The organism is Bradyrhizobium sp. Mp27, assembly GCF_029953005.1.
GTDB lineage: Bacteria > Pseudomonadota > Alphaproteobacteria > Rhizobiales > Xanthobacteraceae > Bradyrhizobium > Bradyrhizobium barranii.
On sequence record NZ_JASAUS010000093.1, the window covers coordinates 17,450 to 37,168 of the forward strand.

General features: G+C 63.7%; 21 protein-coding genes and 1 pseudogene. 14 read left to right on the top strand and 8 right to left on the bottom strand.

Annotation, left to right across the window (positions count from 1 at the left end):
* Positions 1-188 precede the first annotated feature (188 nt).
* The 5 genes from QJT78_RS33685 to QJT78_RS33705 all read right to left on the bottom strand — a co-directional run bounded on the left by QJT78_RS33685 (position 189) and on the right by QJT78_RS33705 (position 3,014).
* Positions 189-623 carry a hypothetical protein gene (locus tag QJT78_RS33685; RefSeq protein WP_028149908.1) on the bottom strand — a complete coding sequence of 145 codons (435 nt, stop codon included), beginning with the start codon at positions 621-623 and terminating at the stop codon, positions 189-191.
* 348 nt (positions 624-971) lie between these two features.
* Entirely contained in the window at positions 972-1,136 is a 165-nt protein-coding gene (locus QJT78_RS33690) for a Flp family type IVb pilin (protein WP_014496710.1), read from the bottom strand.
* Positions 1,137-1,353: 217 nt separating this feature from the next.
* Positions 1,354-1,533, bottom strand: a complete 180-nt coding sequence (locus QJT78_RS33695) for a hypothetical protein (protein WP_028149907.1) — start codon at positions 1,531-1,533, stop codon at positions 1,354-1,356.
* Between the two features lie 185 nt (positions 1,534-1,718).
* Entirely contained in the window at positions 1,719-1,955 is a 237-nt protein-coding gene (locus tag QJT78_RS33700) for a hypothetical protein (RefSeq protein WP_028149906.1), read from the bottom strand.
* A 60-nt stretch (positions 1,956-2,015) separates the two neighbouring features.
* Positions 2,016-3,014 (bottom strand): Ku protein, encoded by a 999-nt coding sequence (locus QJT78_RS33705; protein ID WP_028149905.1) that lies wholly within the window; start codon positions 3,012-3,014, stop codon positions 2,016-2,018.
* Positions 3,015-3,249: 235 nt separating this feature from the next.
* On the opposite strand from QJT78_RS33705, the gene QJT78_RS33710 reads away from it, so the two are divergent.
* The 14 genes from QJT78_RS33710 (at position 3,250) to QJT78_RS33775 (ending at position 18,277) form a co-directional block, all read left to right on the top strand.
* Positions 3,250-3,405, top strand: coding sequence for a hypothetical protein (locus tag QJT78_RS33710; protein WP_193375971.1), 156 nt, complete (start codon positions 3,250-3,252; stop codon positions 3,403-3,405).
* A gap of 232 nt (positions 3,406-3,637) precedes the next feature.
* A complete protein-coding gene (locus QJT78_RS33715) occupies positions 3,638-4,312 on the top strand; it encodes a response regulator transcription factor (protein ID WP_014496705.1) in 675 nt (224 codons plus the stop codon).
* A 91-nt stretch (positions 4,313-4,403) separates the two neighbouring features.
* Positions 4,404-5,780: a sensor histidine kinase gene (locus QJT78_RS33720; protein ID WP_028149904.1), complete on the top strand. Its 1,377-nt coding sequence runs from the start codon at positions 4,404-4,406 to the stop codon at positions 5,778-5,780.
* A gap of 161 nt (positions 5,781-5,941) precedes the next feature.
* Positions 5,942-7,345, top strand: a complete 1,404-nt coding sequence (locus tag QJT78_RS33725; protein ID WP_038944279.1) for a hypothetical protein — start codon at positions 5,942-5,944, stop codon at positions 7,343-7,345.
* Positions 7,346-7,444: 99 nt separating this feature from the next.
* Complete coding sequence (locus QJT78_RS33730) at positions 7,445-7,714, top strand: hypothetical protein (protein WP_028149902.1); 270 nt, start codon at positions 7,445-7,447, stop codon at positions 7,712-7,714.
* Between the two features lie 131 nt (positions 7,715-7,845).
* Complete coding sequence (ccmI, locus tag QJT78_RS33735; RefSeq protein ID WP_028149901.1) at positions 7,846-8,955, top strand: c-type cytochrome biogenesis protein CcmI; 1,110 nt, start codon at positions 7,846-7,848, stop codon at positions 8,953-8,955.
* Between the two features lie 37 nt (positions 8,956-8,992).
* Positions 8,993-9,502: a cytochrome c maturation protein CcmE gene (ccmE, locus tag QJT78_RS33740; protein ID WP_038944281.1), complete on the top strand. Its 510-nt coding sequence runs from the start codon at positions 8,993-8,995 to the stop codon at positions 9,500-9,502.
* On the top strand, positions 9,499-11,478 hold the full coding sequence (locus tag QJT78_RS33745; protein WP_038944282.1) for a heme lyase CcmF/NrfE family subunit: 1,980 nt from the start codon (positions 9,499-9,501) through the stop codon (positions 11,476-11,478). The genes ccmE and QJT78_RS33745 overlap by 4 nt, the downstream gene beginning before the upstream one ends.
* Before the next feature lie 4 nt (positions 11,479-11,482).
* On the top strand, positions 11,483-11,965 hold the full coding sequence (locus QJT78_RS33750; RefSeq protein WP_028149898.1) for a cytochrome c-type biogenesis protein: 483 nt from the start codon (positions 11,483-11,485) through the stop codon (positions 11,963-11,965).
* A 128-nt stretch (positions 11,966-12,093) separates the two neighbouring features.
* Positions 12,094-13,437, top strand: a complete 1,344-nt coding sequence (locus QJT78_RS33755) for a HAMP domain-containing methyl-accepting chemotaxis protein (RefSeq protein ID WP_038944283.1) — start codon at positions 12,094-12,096, stop codon at positions 13,435-13,437.
* Between the two features lie 218 nt (positions 13,438-13,655).
* Positions 13,656-15,233 (top strand): Do family serine endopeptidase, encoded by a 1,578-nt coding sequence (locus QJT78_RS33760; protein ID WP_028149896.1) that lies wholly within the window; start codon positions 13,656-13,658, stop codon positions 15,231-15,233.
* A 274-nt stretch (positions 15,234-15,507) separates the two neighbouring features.
* Positions 15,508-16,188 (top strand): response regulator transcription factor, encoded by a 681-nt coding sequence (locus tag QJT78_RS33765; RefSeq protein ID WP_038944287.1) that lies wholly within the window; start codon positions 15,508-15,510, stop codon positions 16,186-16,188.
* 210 nt (positions 16,189-16,398) lie between these two features.
* Positions 16,399-17,169: a hypothetical protein gene (locus tag QJT78_RS33770; protein ID WP_157790091.1), complete on the top strand. Its 771-nt coding sequence runs from the start codon at positions 16,399-16,401 to the stop codon at positions 17,167-17,169.
* A 25-nt stretch (positions 17,170-17,194) separates the two neighbouring features.
* Positions 17,195-18,277 carry an MBL fold metallo-hydrolase gene (locus tag QJT78_RS33775; RefSeq protein WP_038944289.1) on the top strand — a complete coding sequence of 361 codons (1,083 nt, stop codon included), beginning with the start codon at positions 17,195-17,197 and terminating at the stop codon, positions 18,275-18,277.
* 298 nt (positions 18,278-18,575) lie between these two features.
* Here QJT78_RS33775 and QJT78_RS33780 read toward each other — a convergent pair whose 3' ends face one another.
* The 3 genes and pseudogenes from QJT78_RS33780 to istB form a co-directional block, all read right to left on the bottom strand.
* Entirely contained in the window at positions 18,576-18,791 is a 216-nt protein-coding gene (locus tag QJT78_RS33780) for a hypothetical protein (RefSeq protein WP_038944290.1), read from the bottom strand.
* Between the two features lies 1 nt (position 18,792).
* Positions 18,793-19,167, bottom strand: coding sequence for a hypothetical protein (locus tag QJT78_RS33785; protein WP_038952490.1), 375 nt, complete (start codon positions 19,165-19,167; stop codon positions 18,793-18,795).
* A 109-nt stretch (positions 19,168-19,276) separates the two neighbouring features.
* Positions 19,277-19,719: pseudogene (istB, locus tag QJT78_RS33790) on the bottom strand (IS21-like element ISFK1 family helper ATPase IstB); the annotation flags it as partial.

Sequence of the window (19,719 nt, forward strand, 5' to 3'; positions counted from 1 at the left end):
TCCTCAGGCTTGGCCGGTTGCTCCGGCCGATTGGGGAGAGAGGATCAGGAAATTGCAGGAGGGTAAAGCACGGGTGGGCGACGGGCGCGGTAGGTCAGCCATGCAGCGAGCTGCCGTAGCCCATAGAGCGACTTGTCCGCCGTAGCTCGAAGAGCGAAGGCGGAAGCGCAATCCGAGCTACAAACGTCCTACTTGCAGTTTTTGCAGATCGTCAGCTTTCGTTTCAGCGCCTCGTCTTCCTGATCGACCGATGACTCGCCGCCGAGGCCATTTGCATCGGGATCGGACGTGGAATTGGACTTGGCGCCCTTTGCTGCGCGTGACCTCACAGGTGGCGCCACCTGGCTTGAGGCGTCGTTGTCGTCGACGGTGCCTACGCTGAAGCCATCGTAGTCGGCGGCCGGATTAGGCATCGGCGGAGGCCCGCCAATCACAGGGGGCGAAGCCTCCCTGCCGGACGTCGCCGGCGGAATTCTGGAAGTTTTGGCGCTCGCGCGTGGCGGCGATGCATTGGGTGGAGCAAGCGAGACCGGCGGCGCGACCGAAGTCTGCCCTCTCGCGCTGTCGTGCGACCAGGCGCCGACAAACATGAGGCTGAGAGCCAAGAGCGTCACGCTTCTCATCCGCATCCTTCAAATCGCTCTGGTCCAATGATCGAGCATGGCCCGTCGAACCACGCCGGGCCGAAGACTATCAGGACTCAAAAGGCCGTCAAAGCGCGGGAGCGCGAGGATGTGGTTGCCTAAAGGACGTTGCGTAGCGTCCGGGACATGATTTTGAGTGCGTTACGGGCCACGCGCTATTGCGAGCGCAGCGAGGTAATCCAGAATTCCTCCGCGGAAGGACTCTGGATTGCTTCGCTATCGCTCGCAATGACGAGATCGGGGAGGGAGCGTGCGCCGACGGCCGCGCCGGAGCCGGCGCGTGCAGGGACGTCGCCTCAGGCCAGGGCGGCCGTTACGAGGCGGCCTTTACTTCAGCGACGAGCTGATCGAGTTGAACTTGTTGTTGAGGAGCTGGCTGCCCGTGTTGTTCACGACGGTCACGATCGCCAGCGCAATGCCGGCGGCAATCAGGCCGTATTCGATGGCGGTTGCGCCAGTCTCATCGGCAAGGAAAGACCTAAGCAAAGTCATTGCCAACTCCTCTTCATCCGATCCAATGTGTGGCAGCGTCGTTTTCGGACTGGTAAATAGATCGAATAGATTTTTCTGCGCGACGGAAGAATGAAGCCCGGGCGGCCGCGCCTCCGTCACATACGATGGCATCCATTAAATTAAGGTTCCATCGATCCATCCAAATGGATTCAAATCGACAGCCCCCCGCAAGGACGCGCGGAAGCCGGTGCGCCTGTCAGGGCGTGATGGTCGGGCCCGGTGCGGCGGGGAGGCGACGCTTCAGCACGGTCGCGAGACGGCCGACGAAGTCCTTCATCGTGCCCGGCTGCGGCCGCGGCGCAGTGCTCGCCGCCTGCTCGTGATCAGGCGCGTCGTTCACGATGCTGATGTAGTTCTTTCTGACGTCCTGCTGCACGGAGGCACGCGAACCTTGGCTTGATCGGAGCCGGAACCATGCTGCGCATAAGGGGAACCAAAGGTTAATTTTGTCGCCCGTAGGAATACCCTGTCGTGCTGGACACGAGGGCGCCGATTAACGGTTTGTTGAGCCTGTTCGTCACGGTCGGCACGGATGCCTGCCAGGGATCACAACCAAGGCGCTCATTGGCTGCGACCGTCCGCATTCAGCGCCCGCAACATCGCGATGCGGGCGAACATCACCCAGCCGCCGCCTGTCTCGGCTGCGTTGATCAAGGTCTCGATGGCGGTCTGCCAGTGCACCTCGTGCTGTGCGTCCTCAGGCAGCTGCATGATGTAGTCAGCCGCGTCTTGCAGCGTCAGCAGCTTGCGCTTGTGACTTACGCGAACGGGATCGTCGAACGCCGTCGACCAGGGCATGTCAGGCCGGCCGATCGGCGAGGGGAGACATCACGGCGCGATTGCAGACGCGGATTGCGTCTAACCGGCCTTCTTCGCCCGTGCCGGCGCGCGCACCGGCTTGTCGGCCTTCTTGGGGGGCGCTTCCTTGGCGGCTGCTGTCTTGCCGCCCTTGCCGGCGATCGACAGCAGCATCTCGCGTTGGCCCTCGACGCGCTTCTTCGGCTTCTTGCCCTTGACGGTCTCCCTGACGGCCTCCTTGGCGGTCTCTTTGGTGGCCTTGGCCGCGGGCGCCATGTCCTTCTCGCTGGCGATGCTCTTCTTCAGCGCGTCCATCAGGTTGATGACGTTGCCGCCGGTCTTCGGCGCGGCCTTCGCCGCGATGGGTGCACCGCTGCGCTTCTTGTTGATGAGGTCGATCAGCGCCGTCTCGTAATGGTCCTCGAACAGCTCGGGCTCGAACGCGCCGGACTTCTTCTCGACGATGTGCTTGGCGAGGTCGAGCATGTCCCTGGTCAGCTTCACGTCCTGGATGTCGTCAAAATATTCCTTCTCGCTGCGGACCTCGTAGGGATAGCGCAGCAGCGTGCCCATCAGGCCGCTCTCGAGCGGCTCCAGCGCGATGATGTGCTCGCGGTTGGTCAGCACGACGCGGCCGATCGCGACCTTGTCCATGGTGCGGATGGTCTCGCGGATCACCGCGAAGGCGTCGTGGCCGACCTTGCCGTCAGGCACGAGATAATAGGGGCGGATCAAATAGCGGCTGTCGATATCGGTCTTCGGCACGAACTCGTCGATCTCGATCGTGTGCGTGGAGTCCAGCGCGATGTCGTCGAGCTCGTCCTTGGTGACCTCGATATAGGTGTCGGTGTCGACCTTGTAGCCCTTGACGATGTCCTCGGAGGTCACCTCGTCGCCGGTCTCGGCGTCGACCTTGAGGTACTTGATCCGGTGGCCGGTCTTGCGGTTGATCTGGTTGAACGAGACCTTTTCGGTATCCGAAGTGGCCGGATACAGCGCGACCGGGCAGGTCACGAGCGACAGACGCAGAAAACCCTTCCAATTGGCGCGGGGGGCCATGGGCTACTCCAAACGCAACGGGGACAGAGGACGAGGATACCATCGGGGAACAACGAATCATAGCAAGGCGGATTGCGGAATCTTGCAACTGCGTTAACCGGCCGCCCGGCGCGCGGTTGCAGCCCGACGCAACGGCAAAAACCGGAACATCATATCCAATCACGCGTTGGCTCAAGACATCAGGCCGCGAGAGGGTTGCGACCACCGCAGCCGACATCCAGAGATTGAGGGCAATATGGCAACCACGCGAGAGCACGATCAGATCGTCGAAACCGCCACCGAGGCGCGTCAGGGCGAACCCGGGCCGTCAGTGGCGGCCCTGCTTGTCATCTCGACCGGGCTCGCGACCCTGATCCTTGCCGTCATCTGGTTCGTGTTCTTCCGGACCTGACGGCCAATCGACGGGACGGTTCGGACCTTCCGACTCGCCGCGTAACGCGGCACATTGCGCCCGCCACGCCCGCCGGCTCGTCCGGTGGCCTGGCGGGCGCCGCCGCGTCGGCGCTTGAGAAGCTCTATATGACCAAAAAGTAACGCGGCCGGTTCCCCGTGTTCATATTCAGTTCACGCCGGAATTGCTCATCTCTGGCGATCGATTGTGCAGTCTATTTCTGGAGAGAAGCGTGCGCCTGCTTGTTGTTGAGGACGACCCCGATCTCAATCGGCAGCTCACCAAGGCGCTGACCGACGCCGGCTACGTCGTCGATCGTGCCTTCGACGGCGAGGAGGGGCATTATCTCGGCGATAATGAGCCCTACGATGCCGTTGTGCTCGACATCGGCCTGCCGAAGAAGGACGGCATCTCGGTGCTGGAAGCCTGGCGCCGCAACGGCCGCACCATGCCGGTCCTGATCCTCACCGCGCGCGACCGCTGGAGCGACAAGGTCCAGGGGTTCGATGCCGGCGCCGACGATTACGTGCCGAAGCCGTTCCATCTCGAGGAGGTGCTGGCGCGCATTCGCGCGCTGCTGCGCCGCTCCACCGGCCATGCCCAGAGCGAATTGAGTTGCGGCCCCGTCACGCTCGACACCAGGACCGGGCGGGTCAGCGTCTCCGGCAATCCGGTCAAGATGACCTCGCACGAATATCGGCTTCTGGCCTACCTGATGCACCATTCGGGGCGCGTCGTATCCCGCACCGAGCTGGTCGAACACCTCTACGACCAGGACTTCGACCGCGACTCCAACACCATCGAGGTCTTCGTCGGGCGCATCCGCAAGAAGCTCGACGTCGACATCATCCAGACCGTCCGCGGCCTCGGTTATCTCCTGACCCCGCCGCCTGCTCCCGGCGCTTGAGGCGTCAGGACTTGACGGCCGGCCGAACAGGGGCCTTGGTCCGGCCATGACGTTCGACGCCCCGCCCCCTGCGCCTGCCGGGATCCTTCCGATGCCCGCTAGCTCGCTTGCCAACCGCCTGTTCCTGTCGGCGACGGCGTGGCTCGTGGTGATCCTGGCCATCACCGGGGTGGTGCTGTCGTCGGTCTACAAGAGCGCCACCGAGCGCGCCTTCGACCGCCGGCTCAATCTCTATCTGCGCACCCTCATCGCCGAGGTCGCGACCCCCGACGAGCCGCCGGATCGTCAGTTCCAGTCGCTCGGCGAGCCCCTGTTCGAGCTGCCGCTGTCGGGCTGGTACTGGCAGATCACGCGGACCGATACCGAAAAGCCGGAGGTGCGCTCCTCGCGCTCGCTCTGGGACAAGAAGCTGCCGAAACTGGAGGAGCAGGGCACCGAGCTCACCGCTGCCGGCATTCGCCTCGCCTATGTCGACGGGCCCGAGGGACAGAATCTGCGCATGGTGGAGCGGCCGGTCGATCTCGGCGCGGACGGCAAATATCTGGTCAGCGTCGCCGGCGACGACACCGAGATTTTCGACGAGACGCGGAGCTTCGACTACTACCTCGGCGGCACTTTCACCGCGCTCGGCATCGTGCTGCTGCTGACCACGGTATTCCAGGTGAGGTTCGGTCTCGCGCCGCTCAAGCGCATCTCCGAGTCCATCGCCGACATCCGCTCGGGACGGGCGGAGCGGCTCGAAGGTGAATTCCCGGTCGAGATCGCGCCGTTGGCGCGCGAGACCAACGCGCTGATCGATGCCAATCGCGAGATCGTCGAGCGCGCGCGCACCCATGTCGGCAACCTCGCCCATGCGATCAAGACGCCGCTCTCGGTGATCGTGAACGAGGCCGGCGCCCACATCGCCGATCCGTTCGCGGCCAAGGTGATGGAGCAGGCGGACGTGATGCGCGACCAGGTCGCCCATCATCTGGAGCGCGCGCGCATCGCGGCGCGCGTTTCGGTGGTGGCGACCGTGACGGAGGTCGCGCCCGTCATCGAGGCGCTGCGGCGGACCATGGAGAAGATCCATCGCGATCGCGACATCGTGGTCGAGGCCAAGGCCGATCCGTCCGCAAAATTTCGTGGCGAGCGGCAAGATCTGGAGGAGATGGTCGGCAATCTCGTCGACAATGCCTGCAAATGGGCGGCCTCGCAGGTCTTCATCGAGGTTCTGGTGGAAGCGCCGCACCAGGCGGGCGCCGGCCCGCGCCTGCGGATCAACGTCGACGACGATGGCCGCGGCCTGTCGGAGGCCGAGCGCGCCCAGGTCTCCCGGCGCGGCCAGCGGCTCGACGAGTCCAAGCCCGGCTCGGGGCTCGGCCTGTCCATCGTGACCGACCTCGCGGCGCTTTATGGCGGCAGCCTCTCGCTCGCGGGCGCCCCGACCGGTGGCCTGCGGGCAGAGCTGGTCCTCCCCGGAATATAATCCTTTGTTCCGGCTCGACTATTTGGCCGGTCCGGCACCGATCCGGGCCAAACCGGAGCTATTTCGGAGCGACTTCCTAAACGGCTTCTTAAGTGGGCCCAATCTATGATCGCGCAGGACGCATCCCACGTCTGCCATTTTATCGTGCATCACCCGGGCGCATGAGCCAGACATCGATCGAGCGGCTGAGGGAATATCTCGCGCAGCTCCCGCCGCAGTCGCAGGCGCTGCTGATGCGGGAGTTCGAGCGCGCGCTCGAGCGCGGCCAGGACACGGCGGTGGCGACCCTCGTGCTCGAGCAGCTGCGCAAGATCGTCCGCAAGACCGAAGTCGACGAGGCTGCGCCGCCGCGCACGGACGATCTGTCGCGGCTGTTGTTCCAGGTGCTGGAACCGTTCCTGGTCGAGACGGGCGCCCCTGTCAGGGTCGGCCAGATCCGCCGCTCCTCAGTGCATCCGATCTGGCAATGGCTCGGCCGCGATGGCGCCCCCGACAAGGTCAACGAATTCGAGGCGGCGCTGGCGCGCATGCCGGCTTCAGACAGTGCAGGGCAGGTCGAAGCCCTCGCCGCGAAGCTCCAGGCCGTGGCCGCGGATGCCATCTTCGGGCTGACGGGTCCCGGCGGCGGCGACAAGTCGCGCGCGCTCGCCCGTGTCGGCCCGCCCAACGTGATCGAGGACCTCTATTCGATCGGAGCGGTGCTGCAGGTCCGGGAGGCCATCGCCACGCTGAACGAGAAGCTGCCGCGCTTCCTGCGTGCCTTTGGCGAAGCCCAAATCGCGTCAGTGACGTCCACGCTCAACATCCCCGCGCTCCAGACGCCGCAGATGCTGCCCTTCGCGCTGTCGATGGTCGTGCAGCGGATGACCGCGCCATGGCAGATCATCCGCCTCGCCATCAAGATTGCCGCGTCCGACGATGAGATCCGCGTCGCGGCGACGCCCTACGGCGTGGCCGTCACGATCGCTTTGCATGATTTGTCCTGCGTTGCCGCGATCCTGCGCATGGACATCAAGCGCGGCCATTTCGAGAACGTCGCCGACAATCTCAAGGCGCTGCATGACGGCGTGCGCGGTCTTCGCACGGAGCTCGATCTGCGCAATGAGTCCGTCTGGGGCAAGCAGCTGACCTCGATCCGGGCCGATATCTCCAATGCGCTGCAATCGGAGATCGACAGTGTTCCCGGCCGCGTTCGCCGCATCCTGCGCCAGCGCGCCGAGAAGGACATTCCGCCGGGGGCGCGGATCGACAGCACCGAGGTTGAGGAAACCGCGGCGTTGATCGATTTCGTCGCGACCTGCCGCAACTACGCGAGCGAGCTTGCGATCAACGAGGTGACGCTGCGCACCTATTCCGATCTCCAGCAATATGTCGAACGCTCGACCGAGCAGTTGGTGCAGTCGCTGCGAGCTGCCGATCACAAGGTCCGCACCTATCGGCAGCAGCAGGTGCAGGCCGCGATCCGCTTCTGCCAGGTGCTGTTCGGCGATGATTACGCGTCGCTGATGAGCCGCGCCGCGGAGAACGCGGCCACGGGCGAGCGCAAATCGTCGCGGGCAAGCTGATCAAGCGCATTTTTTTGTGATCACAATTTGTGGTTGACGGTGCCGGTGGCGGGCCCTACGGTCGCCGTGCAAGATTTTGGAATTTCTATCTGTGGGCGCATGAAACCCCTTATCAGCTCCATCGAAATTGAAAACCGCGTCATTGTCGCCAAGTATCAGAGGCTGATGGTTGGCGCGAAGGTGGTGCTGATCGAGAAGGCAAGCGGCCGCCAGCTGCCTGAGACCGTCACCAGGGTTGCATCGCCCGTTCCCGTCGGGGCGTTGCGCATCAAATTGCCTGAAGCAATCGAGCCGGGAACATACTTCCTGAGGGCCTTCAACGGGCACGGCGAGGACGCCGCTCAAAGCGCGGACTTCGAGATCCGTTAAGTCGTTGGATTTTCACAGTTTCGGAACTGTGTGCGGTCGCGCCGAATTGACAATTGTCAATTGCCGCATCGTCCGGCCGTGGTGTAAAGCCACCTATGGGCGCGGTTCGCGCGCCGCCGGAAGCTTGCCAGATGACGCTATGGTTCGTGTTCGCGCTGATGACGGTCGCGGCGATTTTCGCCGTGCTTCTGCCGCTCGGCCGTAGCGGACGCGCGCAAAATCAGGGGAGCGAGGTCGCGGTCTACAAGGATCAGCTGGCCGAGATCGAGCGTGATCTCGCCGCAGGACTGATCGCCGCGCCGGAAGCCGAGGCCGCACGTGTCGAGATCAGCCGCAGGCTGCTTGCCGCGGCCGGGAGCGAGCATGCATCGGAACCGACATCGAGCCTCAAATGGCGCCGCGCGGCGGCTGTGCTGGCGCTTGCCGGCCTGCCGCTCATTGCGATCGGCGTCTACATGCCGCTCGGCTCGCCCAGGCTTCAGGACTTTCCCCTGGCGCAGCGGGAGCGCGGGGCCGGGTCCGGCATGGCGCTCGAGAATCTCGTCGTGCAGGTCGAGCAGCATCTGGAAAAGAATCCGACCGACGGGCGCGGCTGGAACGTGCTCGCACCGGTGCTGGTGCGGCTTGGCCGCTTCGACGATGCGGTGCGCGCCTATCGCAACTCGCTCACCTACAATGGTGAGAGTTCGGAGCGCCGGGCCGATCTCGGCGAGGCGATCGCGGCTGCTGCCGGCGGCGTGGTGACCGCCGAGGCCAAGACCCAATTCGAACGCGCGCATGGCCTGAACGCGGACGATCCCAAGGCGAACTATTTCCTCGGGCTTGCCGCCGAGCAGGACGGCCGCAAGGACGATGCCGCCAACATCTGGCGCGCGCTGCTGGCGAAAGCGCCGGCGGATGCGCCGTGGCGTCCTCTGGTGCAGACTTCGCTCGCGCGGGTCGGCGGCGGTGGCGCTACGATGCCGGCGCTGTCGGACGAGACGGTCGCAGCCTCCAAGGACATGAACGAGGGCGATCGCAACGCGATGGTGCGCGGCATGGTCGAACGCCTGGCCACCCGGCTGAAGCAGAACGGCGATGATGTCGAGGGTTGGCTGCGCCTGGTGCGCGCCTATCTCGTGATGGGCGATCGTGACAAGGCAATGGGCGCTTCGACCGACGCGCGACAGGCGGTCGCCAACGACGCCGCGCGGCTGCGCCAGCTCAACGAAGGCCTCAAGACTCTCGGGCTCGACGGATGACGATGTCGGGACGAGGCGAGCGGAGAACGGATACGCGATGACGCGCAAGCAGCGACGTATGACCATCATCGGCGGCTCCCTCGCGGTGCTCGCGCTTGCGGCCGCGCTCGTGCTCAACGCTCTGCGCGACTCCATCGTGTTCTTCTCGACGCCAACGATGGTCGCCGAAAAGCACGTCGAGCCCGGCAAGCGGTTTCGTCTCGGCGGCCTGGTGCAGCCCGGCTCGCTCCAGCGCGGCGACGATCTCGCCGTGACCTTCGAGGTTGTCGACGGCGGCGCCAAGCTGCCGGTCGCCTACAAGGGCATCCTGCCCGACCTGTTCCGGGAGGGGCAGGGCGTGGTCGCCGAAGGCGCGCTCGACGCCAACGGCGTGTTCAAGGCCGACACCGTGCTCGCCAAGCACGACGAGACCTACATGCCCAAGGAAGTCGCCAATGCCCTGAAGAAGCAGGGGCATTGGAAGGACGATTACGGCGCCAAAGCTTCTGATAGCGTCAAACCCGCGGCGACGACCGCGCAGGGCAACCCGCAGGGAGCAGTGCGTTGATCGCGGAATCCGGACACTACGCGCTGGTGCTGGCCCTCGGCCTGGCGCTGATCCAGTCCATCGTGCCGCTGATCGGTGCGCGCCTGCGCGATGCCGCGCTGATGAACGTGGCGCGCTCCGCCGCGCTGGCGCAGCTGCTGTTCGTCGGTGCGTCGTTCATCGCGCTCGTGATGCTGCACGTGAACTCGGATTTCTCCGTCGCCAACGTCTACGAGAACTCCCATTCGATGAAGCCGCTGATCTACAAGATCACCGGCGTGTGGGGGAACCATGAAGGCTCGATGCTGCTGTGGGTCTCGATCCTGGCGTTGTTCGGCGGAATGGTTGCCGCCTTCGGCAACAATCTGCCGCAGTCGCTGCGCGCGCATGTGCTGGCCGTGCAGGCGTGGATCGCCAGTGCCTTTTATCTCTTCATCCTGGTGACTTCGAACCCGTTCCTGCGCATCGCCAATCCGCCGATCGAGGGACGCGATCTCAATCCGGTGCTCCAGGACATCGGCCTCGCCGTGCATCCGCCGATGCTCTATCTCGGTTATGTCGGCTTCTCGATCTCGTTCTCCTTCGCCATCGCGGCGCTGATGGAGGGGCGGATCGACGCGGCCTGGGCGCGCTGGGTGCGGCCGTGGACGCTGGTGGCCTGGATCTTCCTGACCCTCGGCATCGCGATGGGCTCGTACTGGGCCTATTACGAGCTTGGCTGGGGCGGCTGGTGGTTCTGGGATCCGGTCGAGAACGCCTCGCTGATGCCGTGGCTCGCCGGCACGGCGCTGCTGCACTCGGCGCTGGTGATGGAGAAGCGCAACGCGCTGAAGGTCTGGACCATCCTGCTGTCGATCCTGACCTTCTCGCTATCGCTGCTCGGCACCTTCCTGGTGCGTTCGGGCGTCATCACCTCCGTGCACGCCTTCGCCACCGATCCGACGCGCGGCGTGTTCATTCTGCTGATCCTCTGCCTGTTCATCGGCGGCAGCCTGTCGCTGTTCGCAGCGCGCGCGACCTCGTTGAAGCAGGGCGGCCTGTTCGCACCGATCTCGCGCGAGGGCGCGCTGGTGTTGAACAATCTTCTGCTCAGCGTGGCCTGCGCGGTCGTGCTGTTCGGCACGCTCTATCCGCTGGCGACGGAAGCGCTCGACTTCAAGATATCGGTCGGCGCGCCCTTCTACAATCTCACCTTCGCCCCGCTATTCGCGTTGCTGCTGCTCGCGGTGCCGTTCGGGCCGATGCTGGCGTGGAAGCGCGGCGATCTGCTCGGTGTCACCCAGAGGCTGCTCGCGGCAGGCGTTGCCGCGCTCGTTGTGATCGCCATCGTCTGGGCCTGGGCCCGTGGTGGCAGTGCGCTGGCACCATTGGCAATTGGGCTTGGAGTCTTCGTCATCGGCGGTGCCGTGACGGATCTGTCCGAACGGACCGGTTTGCTCCGCCTGCCGTTCGCAACGACGCTGCACCGTGCCCGCGGCCTGCCGCGTTCGGCCTGGGGTGCTGCGTTTGCCCATGCGGGCCTCGGCGTCGCGCTGATCGGGATCGTCTGCGAGACCACCTGGAACAGCGAATATATCGCGACCATGAAGCAGAACGACGTGGCACACGTCGCCGGCTATGATCTCAAGCTCGACGGCCTGTCCCAGCGTCAGGGGCCGAACTTCCGCGAGATGATCGCCGAGTTCAACGTCAGCCGCGACGGCGAAAAGATCAGCGTCATGACGCCGTCCAAGCGCAACTTCACGACGCGCGGGTCCTCGACCACCGAGGCCGCATTGCTGACGCGCGGCGCGAGCCAGCTCTACGTTTCTCTCGGCGACGCGACTGCCGATGGCGCCATTGCGGTGCGCATCTATCACAAGCCGCTGGTGCTGCTGATCTGGTGGGGACCGGTGCTCATGGCCTTCGGCGGCATGCTGTCGCTGTCCGACCGGCGCCTGCGGGTCGGCGCACCGAAGCCGGCGCGGGCCAAGCAGCGCCTTCAGCCGGCGGAGTGATCCGATGCGGCGGATGATGGTCACGATCGTTGCGCTCATGCTGCTGGCTTTGCCCGCCGCCCACGCCGTGCAGCCCGACGAGATCATGTCGGATCCCGCGAAGGAGGCACGCGCGCGTGACCTATCGCGCGAGCTGCGCTGCATGGTCTGTCAGAACCAGTCGATCGACGATTCCGACGCACCGCTGGCGCGCGATTTGCGGCTGCTGGTGCGTGAGCGGATCGCTGCCGGCGACAGCAATTCGCAGGTGCTCGACTTCCTCGTCGCGCGCTATGGCGAGTTCGTGCTGCTCAAGCCGCGTTTCGAGCGGCAGACCATGCTGTTGTGGCTGCTCGCGCCGCTGCTGCTGATCAGCGGCGGCCTGGCGCTCTGGCTGCAAATCCGCCGACGCGCGCGAAGCGGTGCAGACCTACCAGCTCCGCCGCTCACGCCCGAGGAAGAGGCGCGGCTCGCAGCCTTGATGTCGGACGAGACGAAGTCGTCCTAGCGACTTCAAGTCGTCCCGACCTACGTAATGATACGTAGGCCGTCTGCCGCAGCCTATTTCATGCTCTGTTGACCTTTGTCTGGAAGCTTGTCGCGAAATTCGATTCCAGACGTTTGAGTCCTCAGCCGATGTTCACGAACAGCAATCTGACGATCCGCTTCCTGGTCGGCGCCGTCGTCGCTGCATTATTGTTCCTGCTGGGCATCGGCGGCGGCACTGGCTTCGTCGCGGTGCTCTACCTCAACAACGAGATCACCAGCCTGTCGTCGGATTTCGCCGCGCTGAGCGGCCCCGCGCGCGAGCATGCAATGCTGATCTACCAGCAGGCGCAGGCGGCATTCTCCTATTTCCTGATCGCCTGCGGCGTGATCGCGGTGGTCGCTGTCGCGATCTGCCTCACCACCTGGTTCGCTGTGCGCAACGGCATCCTCAATCCGCTGGCGGCGATTGTGCACGCCATGCGTGAGGTCGCCGATCAGAAATTCGAGACACCTGTTCCGGGCCTCGGCGGCACCAACGAGATCGGCCTGCTCGCAGGCGCACTAGAGGTTTTCAAGACCAACGGCCTGGAGCGGCGGCGCCTCACCGAGCAGCAATTGCACGAAGCGCAGCATCAGGCCGAGCGGTCGAATTTCCTGGACGCCCGGATCAAGCGCTTCAACGATCTTGTTGCCAACGTGGTCGACAGCGTGGCGTCCTCGGCCGTGCACCTGAAGAGCAATGCCGAAACGCTGTCACGGACGGCCAACGACACCAGCTCCAAGGCCAATGCGGTCGCGAGTGCGGCGAACCAGGCCAGCGCCAGCGTGCAGATCGTCGTGGGCTCGGCCGAGGAGATGACGAACTCGATCGGCACGATCAGCCGCCGCGTCACCGACGCGACGCAGCGTGCCGAAGGCGCGGCGACCCAGGCCGAGAAGAGCCGCGACACCATCCACACGCTGTCGGATGCCGCCGACAAGATCGGCGAGGTCGTGCAGCTCGTGCAGGCGATCGCCTCGCAGACCAACCTGCTGGCGCTCAACGCCACCATCGAGGCGGCGCGGGCAGGGGACGCCGGCAAGGGTTTTGCCGTGGTTGCCTCCGAAGTGAAGAGCCTCGCGCACCAGACCAGCAAGGCGACGGAGGAGATCACCTCGCACGTCGGCAGCATCCAGGGCATCACCGCGGAGACGCGCGGCGCGATCGACGGCATCTCGAAGACGCTGTCGGAGATCTCGTCGATCATGTCGGGCATCGAGGTCGACACCGCCCAGCAGCGCAGCGCCACGCAGGACATCACCCGCAGCGCGCAGGATGCCGCGCATGGAACGCTGGACGTCTCCAACCATATCGTCCAGATCACCTCGACGTCGGCGGAGACCGGCCGCATGGCGGCCGAAGCGCGCGATTCCGCCGTCGATCTGTCGCAGCAGGCCGAAACCCTGAAGCGTGAAGTCGACGAATTCATCGTCAGCGTGAGGGCGAGCTGACCTCGCCAAAGGCGTGGCCTGCGCTCGTCAAGGGAACTCGATTAAGTTCCTGTGAGGCCACACTTTCGGCGTGCGATAAACTGCCGCAACGGCGCGACCCTTCATTACAAAAGTTTAACCCCGCCGCCAGCGCACGGTAAGGCGGGAGCCCCCATCTTCAGGTTCGTAACGTGCTGCCACCCGGCACCAAAAGAATTCAAGGCCTTGGAGATTCCTGCATGACCGACCGTCCCGACCTCACGAACCTTCCGTCCTACCGGCCGCCCCGCCGGTCGGTTTTCTCCGCGCGCAGGATCGCGCTGATGGCTTCGGTCGTCGCTGGCCTCGGGATTGCCGTCCACGGCTTCAGCCCGTCGACCTCGCCGAGCGAGCTGTTCTCCAGCCCGGCGCATGCGCAGGTCAACAACGAGGTCCGGAAGGTTGAGCGTCCGGTCGGCTTCGCCGACATCGTCGAGCGCGTGAAACCGTCGGTGATCTCGGTGAAGGTCAACATCAAGGAGAAGACCGCGAGCAACGACGATGGCGATGATTCCTCCTCGCCGTTCCAGCCGGGCTCGCCGATGGAGCGCTTCTTCCGCCGCTTCGGCGGTCCGGATGGTTTCCCGGGCCAGAAGGGTGGCCGCGGCCGCGTCGTGCAGGGCCAAGGCTCCGGCTTCTTCATCTCCGCCGACGGTTTTGCCGTGACCAACAACCACGTGGTCGACGGCGCCGACAAGGTCGAGGTCACGACCGACGACGGCAAGACCTATACTGCCAAGGTGATCGGCACCGACCAGCGCACTGACCTCGCCCTCATCAAGGTCGAGGGCAGCTCGAACTTCCCGTTCGCCAAGCTCGCCGACAGCAAGCCGCGGATCGGCGACTGGGTGCTCGCGGTCGGCAATCCCTTCGGCCTCGGCGGCACCGTCACCGCGGGCATCGTCTCGGCCAGCGGCCGCGACATCGGCAACGGTCCCTATGACGATTTCATCCAGATCGATGCGCCCGTGAACAAGGGCAATTCCGGTGGTCCCGCTTTCGACACCAACGGCGAGGTGATGGGCGTCAATACCGCGATCTACTCGCCCTCCGGCGGCAGCGTCGGCATCGCGTTCTCGATTCCGGCGAGCACCGTGAAGAGCGTGGTGGCCCAGCTCAAGGACAAGGGCTCGGTCAGCCGCGGCTGGATCGGCGTCCAGATCCAGCCGGTGACGTCCGATATCGCCGACAGCCTCGGCATGAAGAAGGCTGAAGGTGCGCTGGTGGCGGAGCCGCAGGCGAACGGTCCGGCGGCGAAGGCCGGCATCGAGTCCGGCGACGTGATCACCTCGGTCAACGGTGAATCCGTCAAGGATGCCCGAGAGCTTGCACGCACCATCGGCGGCATGGCGCCCGGCGCGACCGTGAAGCTCAACGTGTTGCACAAGGGACAGGACAAGGTCGTGAACCTCACCCTCGGCCAGCTGCCGAACACGATCGAGGCCAAGGCCGACACCGACAAGGATAGCGGCAAGGGTGCGAGCCGTGGCACCGACGTGCCCAAGCTCGGCATGACCGTCGCGCCCGCCGACTCAGTGGCCGGCGCCGGCAAGGAAGGTGTCGTGGTCACCGAAGTCGATCCGAAGAGCGCCGCGGCCGAACGCGGCTTCAAGGAAGGCGACGTCATTCTCGAAGTCGGCGGCAAGAGCGTGAGCACCGCCGGCGAAGTCCGCGACGCCATCAACACGGCGCGGACCGACAACAAGAACAGCGTCCTGATGCGCGTGAAGAGCGGCGGCCAGTCGCGCTTCGTCGCCGTGCCCATCGCCAAGGGCTAAGCCTTCAGGAGGTCTAAGAGATGAGGGGTGTCGCCGGCATCAGTCGCCCCCGCCGCCGACGCCCTTCGGGGGAGCAGCGCAAGGCCCGCTCCCCCAGCCTACCTTCCGGTGGAATTACGCCCCCCTCCGTCGGAAGGCATAGGGCGGTGAGGTCCCCCCAGCTTCACCGCCCGCCTTTTTGCCTACCCAAGTCCCGTTTGCTTGGCTTGCATGCGATTGCCGCTCGCGCCATGTTCAGAGAAGGTTGACCCCCTTGACCGCCGCCGAACGCACGATGCGCCTCCTCATCATCGAAGACGACCGCGAATCCGCCGACTATCTCGTGAAGGCGTTTCGCGAAGTCGGACACATTGCCGACCACGCCGCCGACGGCGAGGAAGGCCTCGCCATGGCCGAGAACGGCGATTACGATGTGCTGGTAGTCGACCGCATGCTGCCCAAGCGAGACGGCCTGTCGCTGATCGGCGCGCTGCGCGACAAGGACGACTCGACGCCGGTGCTGATTCTCTCCGCGCTCGGGCAGGTGGACGACCGCATCAAGGGTCTGCGCGCCGGCGGCGACGACTATCTGCCGAAGCCCTATTCCTTTGCCGAGCTGCTGGCCCGGGTCGAGGTGCTGTCGCGGCGCCGCGGCGGTCCGGCCGAGGACACGCTCTACCGCGTCGGCGATCTCGAGCTCGACCGGCTGTCCCATCGCGTCGCCCGCGGCAAGGACGAGCTGACGCTCCAGCCGCGCGAATTCCGCCTGCTCGAATACCTCATGAAGCACGCCGGCCAGGTGGTGACGCGCACCATGCTGCTGGAGAACGTCTGGGACTACCATTTCGATCCGCAGACCAACGTGATCGACGTGCACATTTCGCGGCTGCGCTCCAAGATCGACAAGGGTTTCGAGCGGCCGCTGCTGCACACGATCCGCGGCGCCGGGTACATGATCCGTGACGGGATCAGATAATTTTTTATAGAATTCAGTTGGTTATAAAGAATTCGATCTGATCACTTACCGATCAATTACCGCCTGAGCCGCGCGGGTAGCAGGCTGTTGATCGTTCAGAAAGAACGACCGGTCCCGCTAGACTCTCTTTCCCAAAGCTATCATCTTCGTTGTGGTTGTTACAAAGGACAACCATCGGCTGAAGCTGCGTGAGGGCAGGTAGGGGGTGGGGTGCAGTTTAGTTTGAAAGGCGGGGCGGGAATTTCCGGGTTTGATCGTTATACTTTGCACGCGCGAGTTTTCCCCGTCACCGTGGTCTCCTTTCCTCTGCTGTTGGCGGTCAGCGCTTGGATCCCCTTCGCTCAATGGCCTCTCCGACTAGCCGGCGGCGGATTTGTGATGGTAATTGCGGCGTTCGCGCTCGCCCAGCTCGCCAGAGACGCCGGCAAAGCTTTGGAAGCGCCCCTCTGGAAAGATTGGGGAGGCCCGCCAACTGCACGCATGCTGCGCCATTCCGATCCGACTTTCGAGCCGCCCGTTAAGGCGACGATCCACTCACAACTTGTTCGACTGTCCGCATGCGAACGGATGCCGACATCAGACGAGGAAAAGGCTGATACCGAGAGCGCGGAAGCTGTCTACAGACTTTGCGGCGACTGGCTACGACGCAAAGCATTGCAGTTGAAAAACGTTTCGCCCTTCGATGTGGTTCATCAAGAGAACGTCAACTATGGGTACCACCGGAATATCTTAGGTATCCGTACCATCGGCGTTTCGATCGCAGTAAGTTCTTTGATTGCAATCGGGGCGGCTTTTGCCTTCAACCGTTTCCCTGTCATCGAGCTGTTTCTTGCTTTGGCAATCGCCGCTTACCTGACCTTTGCCATCAACTCTGAAAGGCTCAGGACCTGCGCCGACAATTATTCGCATCGCTTGCTGAGTGCAGTAGATGCCATCCCGATGACTGGGACTTCCGGCAGTAGGAAAAGCCCCAAAAAATAGAAGCAGATTTGAGGAGAGGATCAAATTGGACGATTATTTTGAAATAGATTTCTTGGACGTGGAAGCTAAGAAAAGCGGCGATGCGATCTGCATTCGTTATCGAAGGAATGGGAGCACCTTCATCCATGTTGTTGACGGCGGCTACCAGCAGTCCGGCGAGATGGTGGTTAAACATATCCAAAAGCACTACGACAATCCCACCTTCATCGATCATGTCGTCTCCACCCATCAGGACGGAGATCACGCTGGTGGGCTAGTTAAAGTGTTGGAGGAATTCCGGGTTGGTAAGCTCTGGATGCTGCGGCCGTGGATATATGCAGACGAGTTGCTCTCGAGGTTTTCGCGCTTCACGACGGCGGACGGCCTGCGCAAAGCTCTGCGAGAGTCTTATCCCAACCTTGCAACTCTTGAGGAGGTGGCCCTGCGCCACGGTGTCTTTATCGACGAGCCTTTCCAAGGCAGAGCGATAGGCGATTTTCTGGTGATGGGGCCAACAAAAACACGCTATCTCGACTTGGTTGTTTCGTCGCAAAAAACCCCGCAAGCGGCCAAGACTATTGCGGAGGCTATCGCCGATGCAGCGGGCTATGTCACCGAGGCAGTCGAGAAGGTGTTGAACAAAAGGGGGTGGGGCGTCGAATTTTTTCCTCCGATAGGCACGAGCAACGAAAACGAAATGTCGGTAACGCAATTCGCATACTTGAATGAGAAGAAGATCCTGCTAACTGCCGATACTGGCCGAGATGGTTTGCAAGAAATTATCGACTACGCACCTTACGTAGGTCTGCAACTCCCCGGCATCGACAAATTCCAGGTGCCTCATCATGGAGGGCGCCATAACGTGACGTCCGAATTGCTCGATACAATCCTCGGCCCAAAGCTAGACGACAAGCCTACAAGTTTTCGTTTTACGGCTGTGATTAGCGCTTCTGACGAAGATCCCGATCACCCGCGTAAGTCGGTGGAGCGCGCCCTTTGGCATCGAGGTGCATATACCCTCTCAACGGAACATTCCCACATACGAACATACGGAGGCTCGGCGCCCGGGCGTGGTTGGGGGGCAGCCCAACCCGTTGCGTACCCAGAAGAGCAGGAGGAGTGGGACTGACCCGCACTTGAGCGTTGGCGCGGTCTCCCTTCATTCGTCAGCGAGGCTCTTGAGCCATGTCTTGATCTCATCTGGCAGCAGAACGATACGGCACCCGTACTTCTTTCGCATTCAGCCCGCTACGCGCGTTGGCGCGCGCTTTGGTATCGCGGGATGGCTGACCGAGCTAAGTTTGCGTCATTTAATTGTGCAGCCTCGCCGACCTTGACCCTGAAAGCAGCGCGCCGACGCGGCGGGGAGGTGGCTTGTCGTTGTTGGGCTGGCCGCGTCGCCCTCATGAACTTGCCGTGCCGATCTTCTAGTAACCCTTTGTGCTTCGCACCACACCGATCGCAGACGGCGGCGAGCCGGTCGCGCGCGCGATCTCGTTTTCGAGCGAAGCGATGACGGCCCGCAACTCGGCGCCGTCAGCATAAGTGACGGTCTTGCCGTCATAGCTCACCGAACGCGCGCCCGAACGATAGGCGCGCTTCAGTTCGTTGAGCTGCGATTGCAAGTCGGCGATGTCCGCCATGTTAGGCGCCAGCATTCATGACGAGGCCGCGCCACTCGACGGCGCCGCAGCCATAGTCCAAGCGCACCTTGGTCTGCACGCCGTCAACCTCGAAGCCGGCACGGCTCTCGGTCTGCGGTCCCGGCGCGCCGGCCAGATAGGCGAACTCGATGCAGGGGAGCAGCGCCGGATCGCATGCGAGATACCAGCGGGTAGCGTTCGTCAGGCGGGGCTCGACGATCAGGTCGAGGAAAGCGAACGGGTTCGCGTTGGCGGTCTGCGTCGCCTGCACCGCCGTGATCAGCTTCTCGCCGGTCGTTTCCAGCTCGCTGGGAACGATCAGGAAGCGCGGCACGACTGAGATCAAACCACCGCCCGGGCCGACTTGATCACGCATTTTCAAGCGCGCTGCGGATTTCACGGATCGTGAGCATCGATTTCGCGCGATCGTGAGCACTGAATTCAGACGATCGTGAGCGGCCCGCTACGGCCGATGGGAGATAGAGTCAGTGTTCTGGTTGGCCGTCAAGGGTGATGGTTTTGGCGCTGCGTTTTCGCATGCTTTCTCCGGTGAGCTGGAGGCGGTGGGCGTTGTGGACGAGGCGATCGAGAATGGCGTCGGCGACCGTGGGGTCCCCAATGGCTCCATGCCAGGTGTCCACGGGGAGCTGACTTGTGACGATGGTGGATGCGCGGCCATGGCGGTCCTCGAGGATTTCGAGCAGATCGCGGCGTTCCGCGGCGGTGAGCACCGATAGTCCCCAATCATCCAAAATCAGAAGCTGAGCGCGGCCGAGGCTTTTGAGGAGCCGGGCGTAACGTCCGTCTCCGCGCGCGAGCGCGAGCGCCTCGAACAGCCTTGGAACGCGATGATAGAGGACTGATCGGTTGTCGCGGCAGGCCTTGTGGCCGAGCGCGCAGGCTAACCAACTTTTGCCCAGGCCGGTTG